Here is a 20,956-nt window from a genome sequence, read left to right as displayed (position 1 = left end):
TGACGTGCGCGGCGGCGCTCGTTGCCAGCGCCCCCGGGTAGATATCGCTTCGCTTCGTTACCCGGCCGTCCTCGGCACACACCAGACAAAGCTAAAGCCCCGGTTCGTCGCCGCGGCCCAGACGCTGGATATTGAGCACGTGGCGCACCAGCACCAGCAGCGTGAAGGCGATCACCACGATCACATGATCCGGCGCCAGCCACAGGCTGGCGAGGGGCGCGGCGGCGGCGCTCGCCAGCGACGCCACCGCGGCGGTGCGCACGCGCCAGGCAAGCAGCGCCCAGAGCAGCGCGCATACCAGCGCCACCCCCGGGGTCAGCACCAGCATCACCCCGAAGGCGCTGGCCACCGCCTTGCCGCCCCGGAAGCGGTGCCAGAGCGGGTAGCTGTGGCCCAGCAGGACCGCCAGCCCCACCAGGCCCTGGGCCCAGGGCGGCATGCCCAGCAGGATCGCCAGCAGCAGCACCGGCATGCCCTTGGCGGCATCCACCAGCAGGGTGGCCAGCGCCAGGCGGGGCCCGTGGAGGCGCAGCACGTTGGAGAACCCCGGATTGAAGGAGCCATCCAGGCGGGGGTCGCCGACGCCGGCCAGCCGGCAGACGGTCAGGGCACCCAGCCAGCTGCCGCTGAGATAGCCCAGCGCTACCAGCGGCAGCATCGGGGCCCAGAGCGGCAGCGACAAGATGAGCGGCGCTTCCATGGCCGGCCTCCCGAGAAGGAACAGGCCCCATTCTGCCAGGCACAGCGAGGCGCGCCCAGCGCCTGCGGTGTTCGCCAGCGGGCGGCTCGCGTACAATCCCGCCACGCCTGCCGCAGGCGATTCGACGACTGCGGCGCCCACCCTCTGACTGCGGAAGTAACTCCACCATGGATCTCGTGCTGATCGAGTCCCTCGGCGTCGACACCGTCATCGGGGTCTACGACTGGGAGCGCACCATCACCCAGCGCCTGGTGCTCGACCTGGCGCTGGCCACGGATATCCGCCCGTCCGCGGCCGCGGACGACATCACCCTGACGCTGGACTATGCCGCCATCAGCGAGCGCATCCAGGCCTTCGCCGCCGCGCACGACTTCGCCCTGGTGGAGACCTTCGCCGAGCGGCTGGCCGACACCCTGCGCGAGGAGTTCGCCATTCCCTGGCTGCGGCTGACCGTGCGCAAGCCGGGAGCGGTGCCCGCCGCGGCGGCCGTCGGCGTTCGGATCGAACGCGGCAGCCGCCCGGAGGCGAGCTGATGGCCCTGGTCACGGTGAGCATCGGCAGCAATATCGAGCGCGACCGCCACGTGCACGCCTGCCTGGATGCCCTGGCGGAGACCTTCGGAGAGCTCCGGATCTCGCGGGTGTTCGAGAGCGAGCCGGTGGGCTTCGAGGATGGGCGCAACTTCTACAACCTGGTGGCGGCCTTCGACAGCGACTGGACGGTGGGGGAGCTGCAGGCCTGGTGCAAGCGCCTGGAGTTCGCCAACGGCCGGCGCAAGGCGAGCCCCAAGTTCAGCCCGCGCACCCTGGACATCGACCTGCTCACCGTGGGGGAACTGACCGGCGAGCATGACGGCGTCTTGCTTCCCCGCGACGAGATCAGGCATCACGCCTTCGTGCTGCAGCCCCTGGCCGAGCTGCTGCCCGAGGCCCGCCACCCCGAGAGCGGCGAGACCTATGCGGCGCTGTGGGCCGGCTTCGAGGCCGGCAGCCAGCGCCTGTGGGCAATCGAGTTCCACTGGGCCGGGCGGATGATCTCCCGGGCCCACTGACCCGGCTCAGGACGCCGGGGGCGCCAGCGCCGCCTCGATGACCTCGCACCGCCGCCGGGCCAGCTCCTCACCCAGCGCGCGCCCCTGGAAGCCCTCCTCCACCAGCGTCGTCGGCAGCACCTGGGCCGCCAGCCGCCAGGCCAGCGCCAGGTCGTCGGCCAGCGCCGGCGCCTCGAGGCTCACCAGGCTCACCAGCGGGGCCACCCGCTCGCCGCGCCGCCAGGCATCGATGGCATCCAGCCAGCCCAGTATCCGCTGCCCCGGCAGCGCCCCCTCGCGCGCCTCCCGACACAGTTCCCGGGTCAGCGCCGCCTGGCGAGCCAGGGCGGCATGGGCCCTGGGCAGGCGCAGCCGTTCGGCCAGGGCGCTTCGCGCCGCCTCGTCCAGGTGCTCCACCAGTCGCGCCCAGCGCCAGCGCGCCAGCGCCTCGCCATCGAGCTCTTCCGGCAGGCAATGGAGCCTGCCCAGGGCCTCGTCCAGCGCCTCGGGGTCGGCCGCGAGTTCCGGCATCAGTACCGCCAGGGCACCGCACGCCTCCAGCGCCTGGAAGTAGACCTCCGGCCAGGGCTCGGCGAGCGCCTTCTCGGTCTCGGTCCAGACCCGCTCGGCCACCAGGTGGCCGATCTCACCGCTGGCCACCAGCTCCCGCATCAGCGCCCGGGTCTCCTCGGCGATAGTGAAGCCGAGCCCGGCATAGCGTGCCAGGAAGCGCGCCGCCCGCAGCACCCGCAGCGGGTCCTCGACGAAGGCCGGCGAGACATGGCGCAGCACTCGCGCCTCCAGGTCGGCCAGGCCGCCGTAGGGGTCGATCAGCTCCCCCGCGGGGCTCTCGGCCATGGCGTTGAGGGTCAGGTCGCGGCGCGCCAGGTCCTCCTCCAGGGTCACCTCGGGGCTGGCGTGCACCACGAAGCCGGTGTAGCCGTGGCCGGCCTTGCGCTCGGTGCGCGCCAGGGCATACTCCTCGTGGGTCTCGGGATGCAGGAAGACCGGGAAGTCGCGCCCCACCGGCTTGAAGCCGCGGCGGCGCATCTCCTCCGGCGTGGCCCCCACCACCACCCAGTCGTGGTCGTAGACCGGCCAGCCCAGACGCGCATCGCGCACCGCCCCGCCCACGCAGAAGACCTCGAGGCCCTCCACGGCGGGGTCCCGCGTCACGTCCATGGGTCAGGCCTCCACGCGGTCGGGGTGGCGAAGCTGCCACTCGGTGAAGCCGCCGTCGAGGCTGTAGACCTCGGACAGCCCCTGGCCGGCCAGCCAGGCGGCAGCCTGCTGGCTGGAGTGACCGTGATAGCAGACCACCACCACCGGCCGCTCGGCCGGGGTCTCGCCGAGGAAGGCGCCGACGCTGTCGTTGTCCAGGCGCCGGCTGCCGGGAATGTGCCCCTGGGCGTAACTCATGGGGTCGCGGATATCGACCAGCGCCGCCTCGCGGCCCTCGTCGAGCCAGGCCTGCAGGGTCGGGATATCGAGATGCTGGAAGCTCATGGTGGCCTCTCGTGCGTCAGGGCTTGAAGGTTATCGCCGGCGTCAGCGCCGCCGGCTGGGCACGCTTGCGCGCTCGCCGCTCTCGAGGGCCAGGGCGGTGAGCGCCCCGCCCCACACGCAGCCGGTATCCAGGGCCTGGGCATCGACGCGACTGTGCGGGGTCGACCCCTGCAGGGCCGCCCAGTGGCCGAACAGCAGCCGGGCGCCGTCGCCGCGGGGGTACTGGAACCAGGGAGCGAAGCCCGGCGGGGCGCTGTCGAGTCCCTCCTTGGCGGAGAAGTCGAGCCTTCCCTCGGCATCGATGAAGCGCATGCGGGTGAAGACGTTGACGATGGCCCGCAGCCGGTCAACGCCATCGAGGTCGTCGCGCCACAGCGCCGGGGCGTTGCCGTACATGCGCTCGAGGAAGGCCCCGGCGTGCTCGCCGCCGAGCACGGCCTGGACCTCCCGGGCCAGGCCGGCGGCCTGGTCCAGCGACCACTGGGGCAGCAGGCCGGCGTGGGTCATCAGGGTGTCCTGCCCGAGGGTGTCGCGCACCAGCAGCGGCCGCGACTGCAGCCAGTCCAGCAGCGCCTCGCGGTCCGGTGCGGCGAGGATGGCGTCCAGGGTGTCCTTGCGGTTGAGGGCCGCGCCGCCGCGGGCCACGGCGAGCAGGTGCAGGTCGTGGTTGCCGAGCACCACCCGGGCCGCCTCACCCAGTGCCATCACCTCGCGCAGGCAGGCCAGCGACCCCGGGCCGCGGTTGACCAGGTCGCCGGCCAGCCACAGTCGGTCGCGGCGGGGATCGAAGTCGAGGGCCTCGAGGAGCTCGACGAACTCGGCGTGACAGCCCTGGAGGTCGCCGATGGCATAGGTGGTCATATGGCGCTCCCGGCAAGGGTGAAACAGTGGATTCAGTGTACCTGGTTGGGGCCGGCCAGGCGGAAGGGGGCGATGGCCACCTCGAAGGGGCGCTGGGAGGCGGTATCCACGCAGGTGTAGTCGCCCTCCATCACACCCACGGGGCCATCGAGGATCGCCCGGCTGGTGTAGCGGAACTGCTGCCCCGGCCCGATCATCGGCTGCTGGCCCACCACCCCCTTGCCGCGCACCTCCTGGACCTTGCCGCTGCCCTGGGTGATCTTCCAGTGGCGGGCCATCAGCTGGATGCTGTGGCGCGAGGCGTTGTGCACCGTCACCGTGTAGCTGAAGACGTAGCGCCCCTCGCCCGGCGCGGACTCCTCCTCGCGGAATTCGGGCTCCACCTCGACCCTGATCTGGCCCTGCAGGGCCTCGGGCAGCACCGGCCTCATTCCGGCACCTCCTCGCCCGCCTCGGCGCCGCTTTGGGCCAGGTGGTTGGCGATGCGCACGAACTCTTCCACGGTGAGGGTCTGGGGGCGGCGGGCGGGATCGATGCCGAGCGCCTCGAGCGCCTCCGCCGTGATGCGCCCCTTGAGGTTGTTGCGCAGGGTCTTGCGACGCTGGCCGAAGGCCTCGCGCACCAGGGTGAAGAGCAGCGCCTCGTCGGTGGCCGGATGGGGCAGCTCGGCATGGGGCGTCAGGCGCACGATGGCGGAGTCCACCTTGGGCCGAGGCACGAAGGCCTCGGGCGGCACCACGAACAGCGAGTCCACCCGGCAGCGGTATTGGGCCATCACCGAGAGCCGCCCCCAGTCGGGGCCGCCCGGTTCGGCGGCCAGGCGCTCCACCACCTCCTTCTGCAGCATGAAGTGCATGTCGGCGATGGCATCGCCGGACTGCAGCAGGTGGGCGATCAGCGGGGTGGAGATGTTGTAGGGCAGGTTGCCCACCACCCGCAGCCGCTCGCCCTCGCCTCGCAGGGCGCGGAAGTCGAACTTGAGGGCGTCGCCCTCGTGGATCACGAAGCCGGGGTAGTTGAAGAACTGCACCCGCAGCCCGGGGATCAGGTCGCGGTCGAGCTCGATCACCTCGAGATGACCCTCGGCGGCCTCCAGCAGCGGCTCGGTGAGGGCGCCCTGGCCGGGGCCGATCTCCACCAGGCGCTCGCCGGGACGCGGCCCGATGGCGCGCACGATGCGCGAGATGATGCCGCGGTCACGCAGGAAGTTCTGGCCGAAGCGCTTGCGGGCCCGGTGAACCGGGGGGCGAGATGACATTCAGGGGTGTCCTTCTATCGCTAGGATCTTGAATTCTTGCATGGAAACGGAGCTTTCCGGCGACCGGCTTATGAGCGGCGCCAGGCCATCTCGGCGGCCAGCGCCACGGCCACGCGCAGGCTGCCGGGGTCGGCGCGCCCCGTGCCGGCGAGATCCAGGGCGGTGCCGTGATCCACCGAGGTGCGCACGAAGGGCAGCCCGAGGGTAATATTGGCCGCGCTGCCGAAGCCGGCGTACTTGAGCACCGGCAGGCCCTGGTCATGATACATGGCCAACACCGCGTCGACCCCCTCGAGGTGACGCGGCGTGAACAGGGTATCGGCGGGGAGCGGGCCGTCCAGCCGCAGCCCCTCGGCGCGCAGCGCCGCGAGCGCCGGCTCGATCACCTCGAGCTCCTCGCGGCCCAGGTGGCCACCCTCGCCGGCGTGGGGGTTGAGCCCGCACACCGCGATGCGCGGCGCCGGGAGGCCATACCAGCGCTTCAGCTCCGCATCGAGGATGCGCAGCACCCGGGAGAGGCGCCCGGCGGTGATGGCATCGGCCACCTCGCGCAGCGGCAGATGGGTGGTGGCCAGCGCCACCCGCAGCGCCGGCGAGCCCCGCCAGCCGGGCCGGGTGGCGTGCAGGGCGCGGTCGGTGGCGAGCATCATCACCACCTCCTCCACCCCGCAGGCGTCGCGCAGGTACTCGGTGTGACCGGTGAAGCCGACGTGGCCGGCATCGAGGATCACCCCCTTGTGCAGCGGCGCGGTGACCATCCCCGCGGCGTGGCCGGCGCGACAGGCGGCGATCGCCACGTCCAGGGTCTCGAGCACGTATGCGGCGTTGGCCGCGTCCAGCTCGCCGGGGCGGGACGGCGCCCGCAGGGCCACCGGCCACACCGGCAGGCGCCCGGGAGCGGCCTCGGGCACCGCCTGGCCGGGGGCGAACTCGAGCAGCTCGAGCGCAATGCCAAGCCCGGCGGCGCGCTCGGCCAGCAGCCCCGGGTCCCCCACCGCCACCACCCGGGCCGCCGGCAGTGGCTGTGCCGCCAGCATCACGGCCAGCTCCGGGCCGATGCCGGCCGGCTCGCCGGTGGTCAGCGCCAGCAGCGGGGGCTCGGCCACCGCCATCAGCGGCCGTCGAGCCGGTTGTCGACGAAGGCCTGGGAGCGGATCTCCTGCAGCCAGACCTCCAGCTCCTCGTTGGCGCGACGCTGGAACAGCGCCTGCTGGGCCTGCTGGCGGCTGGCGCCCTCCTGCTCCATGAAGCGCTCCACCTCCCGCTCGGAGAGGTTGACCCGGCTGCCCACCCGACGCTGCTGCAGCTCGCGCAGCACCATCTCGCGGCGAATCTCCTCGCGCACGGTCGCCAGCGCCAGGCCATCGGCTTCCAGGGCATCGGCGAACTGCTCCAGGCTCATGCCGTTGCTCTCGGCGATGGCCCGCACCTGGCGGTTGAGCTCGGTGTCGTCGATGGAGAGCCCGGCCTCGCGGGCCATCTGCAGCTGGATCTCCTCGAGGATCATCTGCTCGAGGAGCTGCTCGCGCAGCACCCGCTCCGGGGGCAGGTCGATCTGCTGGGCGGTGAGCTGGCTGCGGGTCTGGGCCACGCGCTCCTCCAGCTCGCTCGCCATGATGGCGCCCTGGTTGACCACCGCCACGATGCGATCCAGCGACTGGCGCTGAATCGGCTGGAACTCCTGGGCCTGGAGGCTCAGCGGCACGGCGGCCAGCCCCAGCGCCAGGGCCAGGCCGGCGGCCATCAGGTGGGTGCGCCGGCGGCTCACTGTCTGCTTATGTGTCATCTTTCCTCTCTGGAAGTTGGCAACGGCGGGGGGCACCCGGGTCAGAAGGCGGTGGAGCGATAGCCCGGGATGGCCTCCTCGAAATAGCTGTCGGCCTCGCGGCCCACGCCGCCGAGACCCTTGAACACGAAGCGCAGGAAGATCCCGCGATCGGTGAAGTCGTCCTCAACCCGGGCCGTGTCGTTGTCGTCGACCCACTCCCGCCAGACCAGCTGCAGACCATAGCAGCAGTCGTTCCACTGCACACCCGCCAGCTGCTCCAGGGAGCGGTCGTTGGTGTGGTCGTAGAGGAAGCGGCCGATCAGGTCGACGCGGTGGCTGGCCTTCCAGGCGAACGACAGGTCGTACTCCTCGCGGTTGAAGTCGCGGAACTCGTCCGTGGTCTCATCCGTGGTATTCGGATCGAAGCCTTGGAGCTCCCAGCGGTAGCCGAGGTTCAATGCATGGCCCGCGGGCGAGCGATACTGCAGGTCGAGGGAGGTGCGCTCGGTCTGCTCGAAGTTGTCGTCGTAGAGCCACTGCCAGCGGGTGCGCCAGCGGTCGGTGATCTGCCAGTCGGCCCGCGCCACCACCGGCGAGCGGTCCCGGGTGGCCCGGTAGCGATCGATGAAGTTGCCGGGCAGGGTATCGGGATCGCCGTTCATGTCGATGGTGCGATCCTCGAAGTAGTAGGCCTGGCCCACCCCCACGGCGAGACGCTGGCGGCCGCGGGCATCCTCCAAGAGCCGCGAGTCGACCCCCAGCGAGAGGCGATTGAGGTCGCCGACGCGGTCGCTGCCGGAGAAGCGATGGGGCGACCAGAGCTGGCCCCAGGAGAAGGCGCGCTCGCTGGTATCGAAGTCCGGGAACTCCGACTGGTCCCGGGCCGGCACATAGGCGTAGTTGGCGCGGGGCTCCAGGGTCTGGCGGTAGCCGCGCCCCCCCCAGCTCCAGCTCGCGCTCGAAGACCAGGCCGCCGTCGAGGGAGGCCACCGGCACCTCGCGGGTCAGGGAGGTGTCGCGGTCGGTCTCCCGCTCGCCATAGTCGAGCTCGTAGGCGGTGGCCAGCCACTCCAGGCGCGGCTCCAGGTGCCCCCAGCTCTCGTCGAAGCGCCAACCCATCGCCGGCGTCAGATGCAGCCGAGAGCCGATGGCGGACTCCCTCTCCAAGGGAATACTGTTCTCGTCCACGTCGCGCCAGAAGTAGGTGTAGTTGGAGCCCCACTGCTGGTAGAAGCCCCCCTGGTTCCAGCGCGCACTGGCGGAGAGACTCGGCAGCCGGTAGAAGGGCTTGTCACGGTCGGCCAGGGGGTCGTCGAGCCTCTGGAAGCCCTGGGCCCGGGCGTCGAGGCGCCAGACGTCGCCGCGGTAGTCGATCTGGGCCAGGCGCGGCATGGCGGAGGTGTTCTGCTCGGCGAAGTCGCTGCCGAAGTCGTCGAAGTAGCGTCCGTCGCTGGCCGCCCCGTAGCGCAGCTGGTAGCGGCTGCGCGGATTGAGGGTGCCGGCGTGGCGGTAGTCGATATACCAGCGGTCCTCGCCCTCGTAGCGGCGCGAGGCAGCGTTCGGGTCGTCACTGCTGCCGCCGTCGTCCCGGTTCAGATAGGCCCCCTCGATCTGGCCGGCATCGCTGGGGAAGAGGTAGCGGTATTCGCCGCCCAGCAGCAGGCCCCGATCGGTGATCCAGCGCGGCGTGATGGTGGCGTCGTGGTTGGGCGCGATGTTCCAGTAGAAGGGCTGGGCGTAGTCCACGGCATCGCTGGAGATCCCCACGGCCGGCCACAGGAAACCGGTGTGGCGGCGATCGTCGATGGGAAAGCGCACCCAGGGCCAGTAGAAGACCGGCACCCGCCCCACCTCGAGCCTTGCATTGCGAGCGGTGCCGAAGCCGCTCTCGCGGTCGAGTACCACGTCGCCCCCCACAAGGCGCCAGAGGTTGTCACCGGGGTCGCAGGTGGTGAAGCTCGCCGAGGAGAGCCGATAGCGACCATCCTCCAGGCGCTCCAGCTGCAGGGCATCGCCGCGCAGGTGGCGGTCGTGGACCACGTAGTGGGCGTTGTCGATGCGCGCCGCATCGCTGACCAGCGACAGCTCGGCGGCCTCGCCACGCACCAGCAGGTTCTGGTCGCGCAGCGCCAGGGGACCCTCGGCGAAGGCGCGCTCGCGGCTGCCGGGCACTCGTACCTGGGGGGTCTCGAGCTGGGCGGTATCGCGACGCAGCACCACCTCGCCGCGCAGGATCGTCTCGCCATCCTCGCCGTAGCTGGCACTGTCCGACTCGCTGGCCACGCGGCCCGGCGGCGGCTCGGCAAGGCGGTAGTCGGGCATCACGTAGACGCCGCGGCACAGGGCGCCGGCGGGGCGGTCATCGCCCCAGGGGCGGAAGTCCAGCGACTCGGCGGGCAGGGAGGCGGGCGAGGCCGCCGCATAGGGAGCGCCGGCCAGGCTCAGGGTCGCCAGGCCGGCCAGGGCCGTCCATGAGAGTCGCTTGCCCATGTTCCTCGATGTCCTTGGCGGGGTGAATCGGTATTATACAGGCCGCACCGCGCCAGTGCTGCCGGCGGACCACGCAGCGCCCAGCATGCGGCGAGCCCCTGCGGCCGTCAACCGACCCGCCGCCGGACCCTTCACGTCACCCAGGAGCCAGCCACCATGTCCGACGCCGCCCCCTCGCGCCTCGCGCTGCTCAGCCGGTGGGCCGCCGAGCGCCACGGCCTGCCGGCCGAAGAGATCGACCTGCGCCTGGCCGCCGGCGACGCCAGCTTTCGCCGCTACTACCGGCTGTCGCTGCCGGGTGGCGTCACCCGCATGCTGATGGACGCCCCGCCGGAGCAGGAGGACAGCCACCCCTTCGTGGCCATCGCCCGGCGCTGGGCCGCCGCCGGCCTGCCGGTGCCGCGTCTTCACGGCGAGGACCTTGCCCGCGGCTTCCTGGAGCTCGATGACCTGGGCGATACCCCCCTGCAGGCCTGCTTCGGCCACGAGGACGACGCCGCCACCCTGGCCTGGCATGAGCGGGCCATTGCCCTGATCCATGAGCTGCAGAACCGCGCCGGCCCGGACGCGCTGCCCCGCTTCGACAGGGCCCTGCTGGGCCGCGAGCTCGACCTCTTCCCCGAGTGGTGCCTGGGCGAGTGGCTGGACCTGGCGCCGCCACCCGGGTGGGGCGACCTGCGCGAGGCACTGATCGCCTCGGCCCTGTCCCAGCCGGTGGTCACGGTGCACCGCGACTATGACGCCATGAACCTGATGGTGCACGGCGACACCCTGCACCTGATCGACTTCCAGGACGCGGTGGCCGGCCCGCTCAGCTACGACCTGATCTCGCTGCTGCGCGGGCGCTACTGCCGCTTCGACGCCGACCGCTTCGCCACCTGGGTGGAGGCCTTCCACCGCCGCGCCCAGGCCGATGGCCGCCTGCCCGCCGGCGTGGAGACGGCCACCTTCCTGGCCCAGGCTCAGGCCATGGCCACCCAGCGCTCGCTGAAGGTGCTGGGGATTTTCTGCCGGCTGACCCTGCGCGACCACAAGAGCGGCTACCTTGAGCGCCTGCCCCACTTCCTGGCCCATCTGGAAGAGAGCCTGGCAGGGCTCGACGGGCACGCCGACATCAAGGCCTGGATGGCCAACACCTTCCGCCCGGCCCTGGCGGCGCGCCTGGAGGGCGCGGCATGAAGGCAATGATCCTGGCCGCGGGGCTCGGCACCCGCATGCGCCCGCTCACGGACCGCTGCCCCAAGCCGCTGCTGCCGGTGGGCGGCCGGCCGCTGATCGTCCACCACCTGGCGCGGCTGCGGGTGGCGGGCATCACCGAGGTGGTGATCAACGTGAGCTACCGCGCCGAGCAGATCATCGCCGCCCTGGGCGACGGCGCCGAGTACGGGGTGCGGATCGCCTGGAGCCGCGAGGAGGCGCCGCTGGAGACCGGCGGCGGCATCCGCCAGGCGCTGCCGCTGCTCGGCGAGGCGCCCTTCCTGCTGGTCAACGGCGACATCTGGTGCGACCTCGACCCGGCCGACCTGCCCGCCCTGGGCGACGACCTGGCGTGCCTTGCGCTGGTGACCAATCCCGACCACCACCCGGCCGGCGACTTCCACCTGGATGCCTCCGGCCGCGTCCACGCCGAGGGCGAGCCGCGCCTCACCTTCGCCGGCATCAGCCTGATGCATCCCGCGCTGGTGGCCGACGAGCCCCGCGGCGCCTTCGCCCTGGCACCGCTGCTGCGCCGCGCCATGGCCGCGGGGCGCGTGGGCGGCCACCACCATCGCGGCGAGTGGGTCGACGTGGGCACCCCCGAACGGCTGGCCGAACTCGACCGCCGCCTGCGGGGCTGAAGGCCCCCCTCTCCGACCTGTCCCCGGCGCCTCTCGTTATGGGCAGCTGCGAACCACCTGTATGCTAGCCATCGTTAACCGACAATCGAAAAGGAACCCTTGCCATGAAAGCCAGCGTGAAATGGACCGATGGACGTCAGTTCGTTGCCGAAAGCGGCAGCGGCCACAGCGTGGTGATCGACGGCCCGCCCGACCACGGCGGCCGCAACACCGGTCCGCGCCCCATGGAGATGCTGCTGATGGGCCTGGGCGCCTGCACCTCCTTCGACGTGTTGGAGATCCTCGAGAAGTCCCGCGCCCCGGTGAGCGACTGCGTGGCGAGCCTGGAGGCGGAGCGCGCCGATGAGGTGCCCAGCGTCTTCACGAAGATCCACGTGCACTTCACCGTCACCGGCAAGGGGCTTAAGGAGAAGCAGGTGCAGCGCGCCGTGGAGCTCTCCGCGGAGAAGTACTGCAGCGCCTCCATCATGCTGGTGAAGGGCGGCGTCGAGGTGACGCACTCCTTCACTATTGTAGAAGCATAAGCCCCACGCTTACGCAAAACACCAAACAAAAACAGCATCTTACAAAATCTCTTGCATCATCTCTGCCCATCGCCTAGCATCCAATAACAAGATTGATGGCGGGTAAGAGGGGTGCTGTACATGCCAAAAATAGCCAAGGAACTGAGCGCGAAAGCCGTTCGCGACCTAAAGTCGCCCGGCATGTATAGCGTTGGCGGCGTGCCTGGCCTGAAGCTGCAAATTGCCCCCAGCGGGGCTAAGTCGTGGCTGCTGCGCGTCAAGGTGGGCGACCGCCGCCGGGAGATCGGTCTAGGTGGTTTCCCTGGCGTGACCCTGGCCGAAGCCCGCGAGGAAGCCCGCGAGACGCGCGCCAAGGTTCGCCAAGGCATCGACCCCGTGGAAGAGCGCCGGGCCATACGGCAGCGCCTCAAGGACGAGCAGGCCCGCCGCCTGACCTTCGAGCAGGCGTTCGAGCGCGTCATGGCCAATGATGGCCCCTCATTCTCCGAGAGTCACCGCAAGCAGTGGCGCCGGAGTGTAGAGCTTCACGCCCTGCCCCATATCGGCAGCATGCCAGTAGACGAGATCCAGATGCGGCATATAGAGGAGCTGCTGCTGGCTGATGACTTCTGGCGGGAGCACAACAAGACCGCGCGCGACGTTCGCAACCGTATCGAGCGCGTGCTGGATTGGGCCACCGCTGGCGGACACCGTGAAGGCGACAACCCGGCCCGCCTGCGTGGGGGGCTGAAAGAGCGCCTGCCCAAGCTGTCCAAGCTGGACACCGCGCCTAAGCACTATGCCGCCCTGCCCATCGACCTAGTGCCGAGTTTCATGGCCGACCTTCGCGAGCGTGGCGGCATGCCTGCGCGGTGCCTCGAGTTCCAGATCCTGACCGGCGTTCGCCCCAACGAAGCGCGGGGCGCCCTATGGTCTGAAATCGACTTCAAGGCCGGCACCTGGACGATACCCGCCGGACGCATGAAGGCGGGCCGGGAGCATCGCGTGGCGTTGTCAAAAGAGGCCCTAGCCCTGCTGGGGGGTCTGCCCCGTGAACCGGGCGAGTTGGTATTCCCCGGCAACAGCCGACGCATGATCGGGATAAACAGCACTCGCACCATTATCGGCCGCATGCACACCGAGCGCGCCAAAGAGCAGGAAGCGGCCGGCGAGGAACCGACCGGGTACAAGGATCCGAAGGCCGGCACCATCGCCACGCCCCACGGCTTTCGCTCGAGCTTCCGCGACTTCGCCGGAGAGCGTACCAGCTACCCCGTCCACGTTATCGAGATGGCCCTGGCGCATAGCGTGGGCGATGCCACACAAGCGGCCTACGCGCGCGGCGACCTGCTGGAGAAGCGCCGGCAGCTAATGGACGCGTGGGGTAAGTTCTGCAAGGAAGGAGAGGCGGCACCCGCTGTGGTGACGCCTATCAGAGCCCAGGAGGGCTAAAGAGAGGTGCCCCCGGGCTGGCTGCAACCGGCCCAGGGGCTACATACCGGCAACTGTACAGGAGCTGCCGACATGCAAGCGAATCATATAGGCCCATTGTCTGGGCTTCAATTAGCACGCCTGGTGGCCATTCTCGAGGCATACCGGGCAGAGCCCCTAAACCCCGCCATTGTCGCCCTAGCCGCCCGTCTGGCGCGTCTGGAGGTGACCTCATGCTGACCATTCAGAACACCATGCGCGAGCTGTGGCTAGCCCGTGGCGAGGTGACGTACTTCGCGCAGCGGCTCGAGGCGGCCGGACATATCGAGGAAGCGCGGGAGCTAGCCCAGGCCGGCTACATCGTGGGCCGCGCCCTGCTGGAGCTTTCCGACCTGGTAGACGAGCGCCGCGACCTTATCGACGCGGCATCCAAGGGGAAGCCATGACGCGCCGCATGGTACTTCATGGGCATGCTCGCACCATGGCCGACTACTACAAGATCAACCTATTGGTGGGGCTGGTGGTGCCATGGCGCGGGCTTTGGCGGATGCATACGGGGCCCACGGGCGCCCCACGGGCTGGTGGAACCATTGCTCAGGGTAGAATAGTGCACATACCGCATAGGTGAGGCACCACGCTAACCATCGGTATGAAACGAAGCCCCAGGGGGCAAAAGAGAAGCCCCCATCATAGCGCCGCAAACGCTAGGGGGCTTCAACAGCTAATACCCGCGGGGCCGCGGGCCGTGAACCGAGCGCCAACTCGACTCACGCCATTATTATCGGCACACCGAGCCGATACCGCAATGCCCCGCCATGGAATAAGGATTATCCGCCATGGCTTCCGCCGCAATTCTAACACCCGCCGAGATCCGCGCCGCCGTTGACGAGCGCTTCCTACGCGACACCGACCTAGCCGAACGGTACGGGATCCACCGGAACACCATTTGGCGTTGGGTAAGGGACGGCAAGCTGCCCCGCCCCGTCGCCATTGGCGGCTCCACGCGTTGGAGACTGTCCGAGATTGTCGCCTTCGAGCTGGCTAGCCAGTAAGGGGGCCGCGCATGACCAAGCTACACGACCCCCTCACCGTGGGTGCTGGCGGTGCCGCGTTCTGGCAGACAAGCGACGGCGAGGATCTGGCCGAGCAAGGGGCGCCCCTGGTAGCAACCTTCGAGCTGGTGGACTTTTGCTCAGGCTATGGCCAGACGCATAGCGCCAAGGCCGAACGCAATGCGCGCCCCTATGTCGGCATCGCCTGGCAAGGGATCCTCGAGATGATCGAGAACCCGCCCCAGGTAGACAAGGCCCAGGGACAATGGGCGATTTTCTCCACCCTGCCGAGCCGTGTCTTTGCAGAGCAACGCGAACAGGGCAAGTTCTATGTCTCGTGGCACGACTTCGACGAGAATGCCCCAGGCGTAGACGCGGCCGCCCATGCTGCGACCCAGGCAACGAACAGCGACGTTCACGCCTACTCGAGCCGGAGCGCCACCGAGGAAAAGCCGAAGTGCCGCGTTCTGCTGCCCCTGGTAGAGCCTATCGACGGCCGCCGCTATGAGCTGCTGCAAGAGTGCATCAACGATAGGCTAGAAGCTGCCGGCCTGGTGCCTGACCGCGTGACCGAGCGCGCTGGCCAGCTTTGCTACCTGCCCAACCGTGGCGAGCTGTACGAACACACCGCCATCGACTGGAATGGTCCGCTCGACTGGCGAACCGAGTTCGCGGAAGAGCTGGCAGCGAAGGAGCGCGAACTGGCAGAGCAGGAAGCCGAGTTCGAGAAGCGCCGGGAAGCGCTGGTAGAGAAGCGGAAACAGCGGGAGGCCCAATACACCGCCGGGCAGGTTTCGCCCATCCAGACCTTCCGCGACAACTACACCGCCCAGGAAGCATGGGAAAGTGTAGGCGCTCGCATGAAAGGCCGCCGGGCATTGTCACCACTGAGCGACTCAGGGAGCCCCGCTATCACGTTCTCTTCCGATGGCGTGCTATGGCACTCGCACCACGGCAGCGACCGGGAGGCAGGCATAGGGACGCCAGACCGGGCGGCCGGGGGCTGCTGGGGCGATGCCTTCGATGTATTCGTTCACTTCCAGCATGGGGGCGACTTCACGGCAGCACTGAAGGCGGCTGGAGATATGTTCACCATCGGCGGCGTGACGATCACGAAGCACAATCAGCGCGCCCATATGGAGGAGCAGGCGCGCATCAATGCTGGCTCAGACTTTTCTAGCCCTGCTGGGTGTGAGGATGCGGACGGCGACCAGGAAGGCGAGAAAAAGCCCGAACCCGTCGACATTTTTGGCACCCTGGAGCCGCCGGCCTTCCCCGTCCACCGCCTGCCGAGAAGCTTGGCCGCCTACACTGCCGACCAAGCCGAATTGCTAGGGGTCGACCCCGGCATCATCGGCATGGCCGGCCTAACCGTTATCGCCGCATGTATCGACGACCGAATCAGGATCCAGCCAAAGCGCTTCGACCCGACATGGACGGAAAGCGCGCGGATATGGTCGGCTCCCGTTGGCGACCCGTCGGCAATGAAGTCCCCAGCACTTGCCAAGGCGATGAACCCCGCCAAAAAGATCGACGCGAAGTGGAGGAAGGAGGGCGATGAAGCCTACAAGAAGTACCAACGCGAGCATGCCAAGTGGGAAAAGCGGGCCGCCAAGGAGGACGACCCCGGCCCCGCGCCTGAACTACCGCCCATGAATCGCCTGATTTATGAGGATACGACTGTAGAGAAGCTGGGCGACCTGCTGGCCATGTATAGCCCGCGCGGTGCCCTGGTATTCAACGACGAACTGAGCGGCTGGCTTTCCAGCATGGACGCCTACAAGAACGGGGGCAGTAAGGATCGCGCCGCCTGGCTCGAGGCATACAACGGGGGGCCGAAAAGCATAGACCGCGTAAAGCGTGGCTCGACCTATGTGGAAAACTGGAGCGCTTGCGTTCTGGGCGGGATCCAGCCAAGCGTGATTCAGGACTACGCTAAAGTCACCAACCACGACGGGATGCTCCAACGCTTTATCGTGTACTTCGCAAGGCCAGCGGAAGAAGGCGTAGACCGCTGGCCCGACATGGATGCAAAACAGCGATACGAGGATCTGGTGGAGCATATCGTGGGGATCACGGCCGGCAGCGAACCCGTAAAGCTGTCAGAAGAGGCCCACGCCGCCAAAGAGGCGCTTTGGAGCAAGATAACGGCAGCCGTGAAGCTTCACCCTAACCCTTACCTTGTCGCCGCGCTGGGGAAGTGGAAAGGCACCTACGCGCGCCTGTTGCTGACCTTCCACGTTATCGAGTGCGCCGAGCGAGGCGTTCACCCGAGCGCAGAGCGCGTCAACAAAGAGACTGCCGAGAACGTGGCCAGCCTGCTATGGGATTGTCTGCTAGTCCATGCGGTGCGCTTCTATCAGGAGCTGGACGAGGTGGGCGACAAAGCCCGCGCCGTGGCCGGCCTGGTCCTGGCGAGGGGCTGGGAGCGCTTCACCGTAAAGCGTGACCTTGACCGATACATGAGAGCCTCGAGGAAGTGGAAGCCGTGGGAGGTCGACGAAACAATGCAGCGGCTCGAGTCGTTTGGCTGGATCCTCCCCGTAGTCGGCAAACTAAACGAGCGCGGCCGTCCGGCAGCGTATCAGGTCAACCCCCTAGTACATGAGCGCTTCAAGGCCGAAGCCGACAAAGAGAGAGAGCGCCGCGAGGAAGTGGCAAAGCTTATGGGAGAGCTTGCAGGATGAGCAGATATTTAGATATCACAAACTGGTGGATCATCGTCGATACCACCACCGGGGCGATGGATGGATACTACCGCGACTCCGAAGACGCCCGAGGGGCATTTGAACGCGCTGTGGATCGAGGGGCTAATAGCCTTGTGCTATGTCAGGTGAAGGACAGCACCACAGAAGCGCGTATAGGTGACGCGACATTCTGGATCCGGCACCCAAGCGGATACGCTGGCACCGAGTAAGCCCCGGCCGCACCCGCACCGAAGCCCCTAGCCCTGCTGGGGGCTTTTTTGTCGTAGATGTCACCGCCCCTTCCCGAAATGTCGTAAATGTCACCGGGCGGCTGTCAAAGCCGACGCCCTGGAAGCCCCATATCATGCAGGGTACAGCCCTGCCGCCCCAAAATGTCGTAAATGTCGTATGCGCGCAGGAAGAGGAATTGGCGTTTCTCTCTCTCTCCCCTTCAAACACCCCCTTTTCTTCTCTCTTAAACCATTCGCGCGCGCGTACGACAATGCCGACACCCGAAGGGCTAACCCACCCCAGCAAGTTACCGCGCAGCACTGGTAAACCATGGTAAAGGAGAGGCGTTTACAGCGGCCCGAAGCCTGCACCCCACCCCAAGCCCTACCCCCTGCCGGCGAGCCGGTAGAGGATACGCCATCCTCGACAACCCTCTAGGCCGCAAGCCCTGTAGCCATGACGAGAATCATACCCGCCATAATACCCGCCAAAGATGCTATAATTACCCTATAGATAGCCCTGAGATAGGCGCCTTGTATGGCCAAGCTGAAAGCCCCACCGCGACAGTTCGAGCCCCAATGGCTGACCGCCCTGGACGGCCGCACCGCAGTTGCCCAAGAGATGCGCCGCCGCTTCGATGAAGTGAGCGCGGATCTGGGCGGCGACCTGTCATACCTGACCCGTTCGCTGGTGAGCCGGTATCTGTGGCAGGAGTTCTGGATTCAAACCCAGGAGCAAGCACTGGCCGAGGGGCAGGAAGTCGATATTGGCCGGTATACCCAGGCGGTGAACGCCGCTAGTGGGCTCGCCGCCAAGCTGGGGCTCGAGCGTAAGGCGCGTGACGTTCCGAGCCTGTCCGACTACCTCGCCGCCAAAGGGGGCAGCCGATGACCGCGCCCGCCCTGGTGGACCCCATCACCGCCCTGACCGATGACAACCTATTGGCCCCGATGCTGCCGGGAGTCCATGACGGGAGCTGGGATGCCTGGCTGGCCATCGTCAAAGGCATGTACGCCCTGCCGATGACCGGGAGGGATACCCAGGTGTGGCGGGAGCTGACCGGCCGGCCCGTGCCCCTGAAGCCCAGCCGAGCCGCTTACCTGCTGTGCGGCCGCCGTGGGGGCAAGACCCAAATGGCCGCCGCCCTGACGCTGTACGAAACCGCCTTACGCGACTGGAGCGGCATTGCATCCAAGGGGGAGCTTATCGTGGGCGCCCTGGTGGCCGCTGATCGACGTCAGGCAGGGCAGGCGCTGCGCTACCTTCGCGGGGGGCTGGAGGCGTCCGAGATGCTGCGCTCCCTGGTGGTCAAGGACAATTCCGAGGGCATCGAGCTTTCCAACGGCTCAGAGCTTGCGGTGATGACCGCTTCGCATCGCTCGATTCGCGGCCGTTCGTTCGCCTGTCTGGTGGCCGACGAGCTGTGCCATTGGCGAACGGAAGGCGAGTCACCCGATGCCGAGATCCTGCGAGCGGCCGAGCCTGCGCTATCCCTGACCGATGGGCTATTGCTAGGCATATCGACGCCCCATGCGCGGCAAGGCGTCATGTATTCCCGATGGAAGCGCCACTATCGCAAGGCCGACGCGCCCTCCCTTGTGGTGCAAGCCCCGAGCCGACGCCTTAACCCGCGCTTGCCCCAGGCGGTAGTAGATGAAGCGCTGGCAGAGGATGAAGCCGCCGCCCGTGCCGAGTACCTGGCCCAATGGCGCGACGACGTGGCCAGCTACGTCTCACGTGACGTTCTCGAGGCCCTGGTAACGCCTGGTATCACTGAGCGCCCCCCGCATACTGCCCACCGCTACCGCGCCTTTGTGGACGTCTCAGGCGGCCGCTCCGACTCGTTTTGCTGGGCTGTGGCCCATACCGAGGATGGAACCGACATTCTCGACCTGCTGGGCGAGATCAAACCGCCATTTAGCCCAGCGGATGCGGTAGAGCGTTGCGCCGCCGACCTTCGCCGCTACGGCATCACCGAAGTTCGAGGCGACCAATACGGGGCCGGCTGGGTGGTGGAGCAGTTCGAGGCGGCCGGCCTGAAGTATCACCCCAGCGAGTTGAACCGCTCCGAGATCTACCTCGACGCCCTGCCCAGGCTGACCGCCAAGCGTGCCGAGCTGCTGGACTCCGACACCCTGCTAAACCAGCTTGCCAACCTCGAGCGCCGCTCCCGATCCGGCGGCCGTGACAGCGTAGACCACCCTCGAGGCGGTAATGATGACGCCGCCAACGCTGCAATGGGCGCCATTACCGGCGGCACCAAAGCCAAGCGAGCAACCGCCGGCATCCTGCTACCCCGCCGCTGGAGGACCATCCATGCGTGACGATTTGCTGACCATGCCCAGCGAGGCACCCGCCGCCGATGCCTGGAAGGCCATCTGGGCGCTTGGCGTGGACATTCCTTACCCAACCCCAGGCCAGACGGCCGGCGACCTTCTCGCCAGCCTGGAGCCCCGTCTACAACGCAAGATCTACCACCGCGCCCGGGAGGGCACCGCAAATGAGTAAAAAACGAGAGTTCGTGACCGCCAACAAAGCCGATGCCGACAAGGCCCTGGAGCGTATCGCCGCCCGTGTGGCTGAAATGATCGCACCGACCATTGGTGAGGCTGTGGCCAATGAAATGAAGGCGAACGCCAGTTCGAACGGTCGCAAGATCCGCGCCGATGACCTGACCAGCCCGAGCCGGCACTTTGATGGACTGCCCAAAGGTGACGAGTGGGACACCCTGCCCGACGGCGACGCACCTGCCGCGCCTGCTACCAACGGCTCCAACGGGCGCCGGATGCCGAGCGACATTACCAGCCGGCACTTCGACAACCTGCCGACCGACTAAGGAGGGCTAGTCCATGGCCTGCAAAGACTGCAAAGACCACGCCACACCCGAGCAGATCCTCGAGCTGATCCAGCGGCACCACGACCGGCTCGAGGAGGAATACACCCGCCGGCTCGAGGGCGCTGTGGCCGAGATCCGCCGGTTGACCGAAACCCTGGTCGCCACCAACGAAACCCGCCCCGCCGGAACTAGACTGCACTGAGGATTACCCGACATGACTGATGAAGTTAAAGACCCCGCCGCCGTAATCGCCGCCAATGCTGTGCTTGGCGACCCCGAGGCTAGCGTCGATCAAATCATCGAAGCCCGTACCGCCGTGAACGATGAGCTACGCCAGTTGGACAAGCAACCCCGCATCGAGCCCCACCTGGCGACCAGCCGGGAACAGTTGGTAGAGCTGAAGGCCGCGATGGAAGAACGCCAAGAAATGAGCGGCATTCTCACCGTCCTGTACCGCCGGTTGACCGATGCCATGCAGGCCGCCCGCGCCCGCGACGCCATTAGAAACGCCGACGGGGTGAGGGCCGATATTGGCACCACACTGGAGCAGGCAGAGGCCGCCTATCAGGAATACCGACGCCTTGTCGGGGAGCTTGCCCGCATGGGTAAGGAGATCTCCCGCGATAAGCAGGCAGCCGGCCATGGTGGTGCTGGGAAAATTGGTGTCGACGCGGGCACCGTGCGGCGCATCATGGCCCTGGACCCCATCCAGAACACTGCCGAGAGTCGGCGCTTCGAGCGTGGCATCCTGCTGGAGGGCTAAGC

At 68.0% G+C, this 20,956-nt stretch carries 23 protein-coding genes and 1 pseudogene; 15 read left to right on the top strand and 9 right to left on the bottom strand.

What is annotated here, in order from left to right; translation table 11 throughout:
• Window positions 1-91: 91 nt before the first annotated feature.
• A complete protein-coding gene (plsY, locus tag HIR79_RS05695) occupies window positions 92-700 on the bottom strand; it encodes a glycerol-3-phosphate 1-O-acyltransferase PlsY (RefSeq protein ID WP_249322259.1) in 609 nt (202 codons plus the stop codon).
• Between the two features lie 167 nt (window positions 701-867).
• Between plsY and folB the strand changes: the two genes are divergently transcribed.
• Both folB and folK read left to right on the top strand, forming a co-directional pair.
• Window positions 868-1,233 (top strand): dihydroneopterin aldolase, encoded by a 366-nt coding sequence (gene folB / locus HIR79_RS05690; protein WP_169957580.1) that lies wholly within the window; start codon window positions 868-870, stop codon window positions 1,231-1,233.
• Window positions 1,233-1,751 carry a 2-amino-4-hydroxy-6-hydroxymethyldihydropteridine diphosphokinase gene (folK, locus tag HIR79_RS05685; protein WP_169957579.1) on the top strand — a complete coding sequence of 173 codons (519 nt, stop codon included), beginning with the start codon at window positions 1,233-1,235 and terminating at the stop codon, window positions 1,749-1,751. Before folB ends, folK begins: the two co-directional genes overlap by 1 nt.
• 6 nt (window positions 1,752-1,757) lie before the next feature.
• Here folK and HIR79_RS05680 read toward each other — a convergent pair whose 3' ends face one another.
• The 8 genes and pseudogenes from HIR79_RS05680 to HIR79_RS05645 all read right to left on the bottom strand — a co-directional run bounded on the left by HIR79_RS05680 (window position 1,758) and on the right by HIR79_RS05645 (window position 9,613).
• Window positions 1,758-2,912 carry a tRNA nucleotidyltransferase/poly(A) polymerase-related protein gene (locus HIR79_RS05680; protein WP_169957578.1) on the bottom strand — a complete coding sequence of 385 codons (1,155 nt, stop codon included), beginning with the start codon at window positions 2,910-2,912 and terminating at the stop codon, window positions 1,758-1,760.
• A 3-nt stretch (window positions 2,913-2,915) separates the two neighbouring features.
• A complete protein-coding gene (glpE, locus tag HIR79_RS05675) occupies window positions 2,916-3,236 on the bottom strand; it encodes a thiosulfate sulfurtransferase GlpE (protein ID WP_110068532.1) in 321 nt (106 codons plus the stop codon).
• Window positions 3,237-3,278: 42 nt separating this feature from the next.
• Window positions 3,279-4,097 (bottom strand): symmetrical bis(5'-nucleosyl)-tetraphosphatase, encoded by an 819-nt coding sequence (locus HIR79_RS05670; RefSeq protein WP_169957577.1) that lies wholly within the window; start codon window positions 4,095-4,097, stop codon window positions 3,279-3,281.
• A gap of 32 nt (window positions 4,098-4,129) precedes the next feature.
• On the bottom strand, window positions 4,130-4,528 hold the full coding sequence (gene apaG / locus HIR79_RS05665; RefSeq protein ID WP_169957576.1) for a Co2+/Mg2+ efflux facilitator ApaG/CorD: 399 nt from the start codon (window positions 4,526-4,528) through the stop codon (window positions 4,130-4,132).
• Complete coding sequence (gene rsmA, locus HIR79_RS05660; RefSeq protein ID WP_169957575.1) at window positions 4,525-5,355, bottom strand: 16S rRNA (adenine(1518)-N(6)/adenine(1519)-N(6))-dimethyltransferase RsmA; 831 nt, start codon at window positions 5,353-5,355, stop codon at window positions 4,525-4,527. Before rsmA ends, apaG begins: the two co-directional genes overlap by 4 nt.
• Before the next feature lie 68 nt (window positions 5,356-5,423).
• Complete coding sequence (gene pdxA / locus HIR79_RS05655) at window positions 5,424-6,467, bottom strand: 4-hydroxythreonine-4-phosphate dehydrogenase PdxA (protein ID WP_169957574.1); 1,044 nt, start codon at window positions 6,465-6,467, stop codon at window positions 5,424-5,426.
• Window positions 6,467-7,141 carry a SurA N-terminal domain-containing protein gene (locus HIR79_RS05650; RefSeq protein ID WP_169957573.1) on the bottom strand — a complete coding sequence of 225 codons (675 nt, stop codon included), beginning with the start codon at window positions 7,139-7,141 and terminating at the stop codon, window positions 6,467-6,469. Before HIR79_RS05650 ends, pdxA begins: the two co-directional genes overlap by 1 nt.
• 41 nt (window positions 7,142-7,182) lie before the next feature.
• Window positions 7,183-9,613: pseudogene (locus HIR79_RS05645) on the bottom strand (LPS-assembly protein LptD).
• A 156-nt stretch (window positions 9,614-9,769) separates the two neighbouring features.
• Between HIR79_RS05645 and HIR79_RS05640 the strand changes: the two are divergent.
• From HIR79_RS05640 to HIR79_RS05580, 13 genes are all read left to right on the top strand, one after another.
• On the top strand, window positions 9,770-10,792 hold the full coding sequence (locus HIR79_RS05640; protein ID WP_169957572.1) for an aminoglycoside phosphotransferase family protein: 1,023 nt from the start codon (window positions 9,770-9,772) through the stop codon (window positions 10,790-10,792).
• Window positions 10,789-11,451 carry an N-acetylmuramate alpha-1-phosphate uridylyltransferase MurU gene (gene murU / locus HIR79_RS05635; RefSeq protein WP_169957571.1) on the top strand — a complete coding sequence of 221 codons (663 nt, stop codon included), beginning with the start codon at window positions 10,789-10,791 and terminating at the stop codon, window positions 11,449-11,451. The genes HIR79_RS05640 and murU overlap by 4 nt, the downstream gene beginning before the upstream one ends.
• Before the next feature lie 104 nt (window positions 11,452-11,555).
• Complete coding sequence (locus HIR79_RS05630) at window positions 11,556-11,975, top strand: OsmC family protein (protein ID WP_169957570.1); 420 nt, start codon at window positions 11,556-11,558, stop codon at window positions 11,973-11,975.
• 120 nt (window positions 11,976-12,095) lie between these two features.
• Complete coding sequence (locus HIR79_RS05625) at window positions 12,096-13,406, top strand: tyrosine-type recombinase/integrase (protein ID WP_211620951.1); 1,311 nt, start codon at window positions 12,096-12,098, stop codon at window positions 13,404-13,406.
• A gap of 212 nt (window positions 13,407-13,618) precedes the next feature.
• On the top strand, window positions 13,619-13,831 hold the full coding sequence (locus HIR79_RS05620; protein WP_169957569.1) for a hypothetical protein: 213 nt from the start codon (window positions 13,619-13,621) through the stop codon (window positions 13,829-13,831).
• A gap of 390 nt (window positions 13,832-14,221) precedes the next feature.
• A complete protein-coding gene (locus tag HIR79_RS18765; RefSeq protein ID WP_169957568.1) occupies window positions 14,222-14,437 on the top strand; it encodes a helix-turn-helix transcriptional regulator in 216 nt (71 codons plus the stop codon).
• A gap of 11 nt (window positions 14,438-14,448) precedes the next feature.
• The gene (locus HIR79_RS18355; RefSeq protein WP_211620948.1) at window positions 14,449-17,124 is read left to right on the top strand and encodes a DUF3987 domain-containing protein; all 2,676 of its coding nucleotides are present in this window, start codon (window positions 14,449-14,451) and stop codon (window positions 17,122-17,124) included.
• 768 nt (window positions 17,125-17,892) lie between these two features.
• The gene (locus tag HIR79_RS05605; RefSeq protein ID WP_169957567.1) at window positions 17,893-18,246 is read left to right on the top strand and encodes a hypothetical protein; all 354 of its coding nucleotides are present in this window, start codon (window positions 17,893-17,895) and stop codon (window positions 18,244-18,246) included.
• A complete protein-coding gene (locus HIR79_RS05600) occupies window positions 18,243-19,679 on the top strand; it encodes a terminase large subunit domain-containing protein (protein WP_169957566.1) in 1,437 nt (478 codons plus the stop codon). Before HIR79_RS05605 ends, HIR79_RS05600 begins: the two co-directional genes overlap by 4 nt.
• Window positions 19,672-19,863: a hypothetical protein gene (locus HIR79_RS05595; RefSeq protein ID WP_169957565.1), complete on the top strand. Its 192-nt coding sequence runs from the start codon at window positions 19,672-19,674 to the stop codon at window positions 19,861-19,863. The genes HIR79_RS05600 and HIR79_RS05595 overlap by 8 nt, the downstream gene beginning before the upstream one ends.
• Window positions 19,856-20,191 carry a hypothetical protein gene (locus tag HIR79_RS05590; RefSeq protein ID WP_169957564.1) on the top strand — a complete coding sequence of 112 codons (336 nt, stop codon included), beginning with the start codon at window positions 19,856-19,858 and terminating at the stop codon, window positions 20,189-20,191. Before HIR79_RS05595 ends, HIR79_RS05590 begins: the two co-directional genes overlap by 8 nt.
• A gap of 13 nt (window positions 20,192-20,204) precedes the next feature.
• Entirely contained in the window at window positions 20,205-20,393 is a 189-nt protein-coding gene (locus HIR79_RS05585; protein WP_169957563.1) for a hypothetical protein, read from the top strand.
• A gap of 12 nt (window positions 20,394-20,405) precedes the next feature.
• Window positions 20,406-20,954 carry a hypothetical protein gene (locus HIR79_RS05580; RefSeq protein ID WP_169957562.1) on the top strand — a complete coding sequence of 183 codons (549 nt, stop codon included), beginning with the start codon at window positions 20,406-20,408 and terminating at the stop codon, window positions 20,952-20,954.
• Window positions 20,955-20,956 lie beyond the last annotated feature (2 nt).

Source organism: Halomonas sp. PGE1, from assembly GCF_013000985.1.
Lineage (GTDB): Bacteria > Pseudomonadota > Gammaproteobacteria > Pseudomonadales > Halomonadaceae > Halomonas > Halomonas alkalicola.
Note: the sequence above shows the minus strand (reverse complement) of the source record. Positions and strands in the feature narration are given on the sequence as shown.

What these genes read in the sequence shown, in the direction of transcription:
- HIR79_RS05600 (WP_169957566.1), top strand. Translation starts at nt 18,243, where the DNA reads ATGACCGCGCCCGCCCTGGTGGACCCCATCACCGCCCTGACCGATGAC.
- HIR79_RS05680 (WP_169957578.1), bottom strand. Translation starts at nt 2,912, where the DNA reads ATGGACGTGACGCGGGACCCCGCCGTGGAGGGCCTCGAGGTCTTCTGC.
- rsmA (WP_169957575.1), bottom strand. Translation starts at nt 5,355, where the DNA reads ATGTCATCTCGCCCCCCGGTTCACCGGGCCCGCAAGCGCTTCGGCCAG.
- HIR79_RS05650 (WP_169957573.1), bottom strand. Translation starts at nt 7,141, where the DNA reads ATGACACATAAGCAGACAGTGAGCCGCCGGCGCACCCACCTGATGGCC.
- plsY (WP_249322259.1), bottom strand. Translation starts at nt 700, where the DNA reads ATGGAAGCGCCGCTCATCTTGTCGCTGCCGCTCTGGGCCCCGATGCTG.
- HIR79_RS05625 (WP_211620951.1), top strand. Translation starts at nt 12,096, where the DNA reads ATGCCAAAAATAGCCAAGGAACTGAGCGCGAAAGCCGTTCGCGACCTA.
- folB (WP_169957580.1), top strand. Translation starts at nt 868, where the DNA reads ATGGATCTCGTGCTGATCGAGTCCCTCGGCGTCGACACCGTCATCGGG.
- HIR79_RS05640 (WP_169957572.1), top strand. Translation starts at nt 9,770, where the DNA reads ATGTCCGACGCCGCCCCCTCGCGCCTCGCGCTGCTCAGCCGGTGGGCC.
- HIR79_RS05585 (WP_169957563.1), top strand. Translation starts at nt 20,205, where the DNA reads ATGGCCTGCAAAGACTGCAAAGACCACGCCACACCCGAGCAGATCCTC.
- glpE (WP_110068532.1), bottom strand. Translation starts at nt 3,236, where the DNA reads ATGAGCTTCCAGCATCTCGATATCCCGACCCTGCAGGCCTGGCTCGAC.
- apaG (WP_169957576.1), bottom strand. Translation starts at nt 4,528, where the DNA reads ATGAGGCCGGTGCTGCCCGAGGCCCTGCAGGGCCAGATCAGGGTCGAG.
- HIR79_RS05580 (WP_169957562.1), top strand. Translation starts at nt 20,406, where the DNA reads ATGACTGATGAAGTTAAAGACCCCGCCGCCGTAATCGCCGCCAATGCT.
- HIR79_RS05595 (WP_169957565.1), top strand. Translation starts at nt 19,672, where the DNA reads ATGCGTGACGATTTGCTGACCATGCCCAGCGAGGCACCCGCCGCCGAT.
- HIR79_RS18355 (WP_211620948.1), top strand. Translation starts at nt 14,449, where the DNA reads ATGACCAAGCTACACGACCCCCTCACCGTGGGTGCTGGCGGTGCCGCG.
- murU (WP_169957571.1), top strand. Translation starts at nt 10,789, where the DNA reads ATGAAGGCAATGATCCTGGCCGCGGGGCTCGGCACCCGCATGCGCCCG.
- HIR79_RS18765 (WP_169957568.1), top strand. Translation starts at nt 14,222, where the DNA reads ATGGCTTCCGCCGCAATTCTAACACCCGCCGAGATCCGCGCCGCCGTT.
- HIR79_RS05605 (WP_169957567.1), top strand. Translation starts at nt 17,893, where the DNA reads ATGGCCAAGCTGAAAGCCCCACCGCGACAGTTCGAGCCCCAATGGCTG.
- pdxA (WP_169957574.1), bottom strand. Translation starts at nt 6,467, where the DNA reads ATGGCGGTGGCCGAGCCCCCGCTGCTGGCGCTGACCACCGGCGAGCCG.
- HIR79_RS05590 (WP_169957564.1), top strand. Translation starts at nt 19,856, where the DNA reads ATGAGTAAAAAACGAGAGTTCGTGACCGCCAACAAAGCCGATGCCGAC.
- HIR79_RS05670 (WP_169957577.1), bottom strand. Translation starts at nt 4,097, where the DNA reads ATGACCACCTATGCCATCGGCGACCTCCAGGGCTGTCACGCCGAGTTC.
- HIR79_RS05630 (WP_169957570.1), top strand. Translation starts at nt 11,556, where the DNA reads ATGAAAGCCAGCGTGAAATGGACCGATGGACGTCAGTTCGTTGCCGAA.
- folK (WP_169957579.1), top strand. Translation starts at nt 1,233, where the DNA reads ATGGCCCTGGTCACGGTGAGCATCGGCAGCAATATCGAGCGCGACCGC.
- HIR79_RS05620 (WP_169957569.1), top strand. Translation starts at nt 13,619, where the DNA reads ATGCTGACCATTCAGAACACCATGCGCGAGCTGTGGCTAGCCCGTGGC.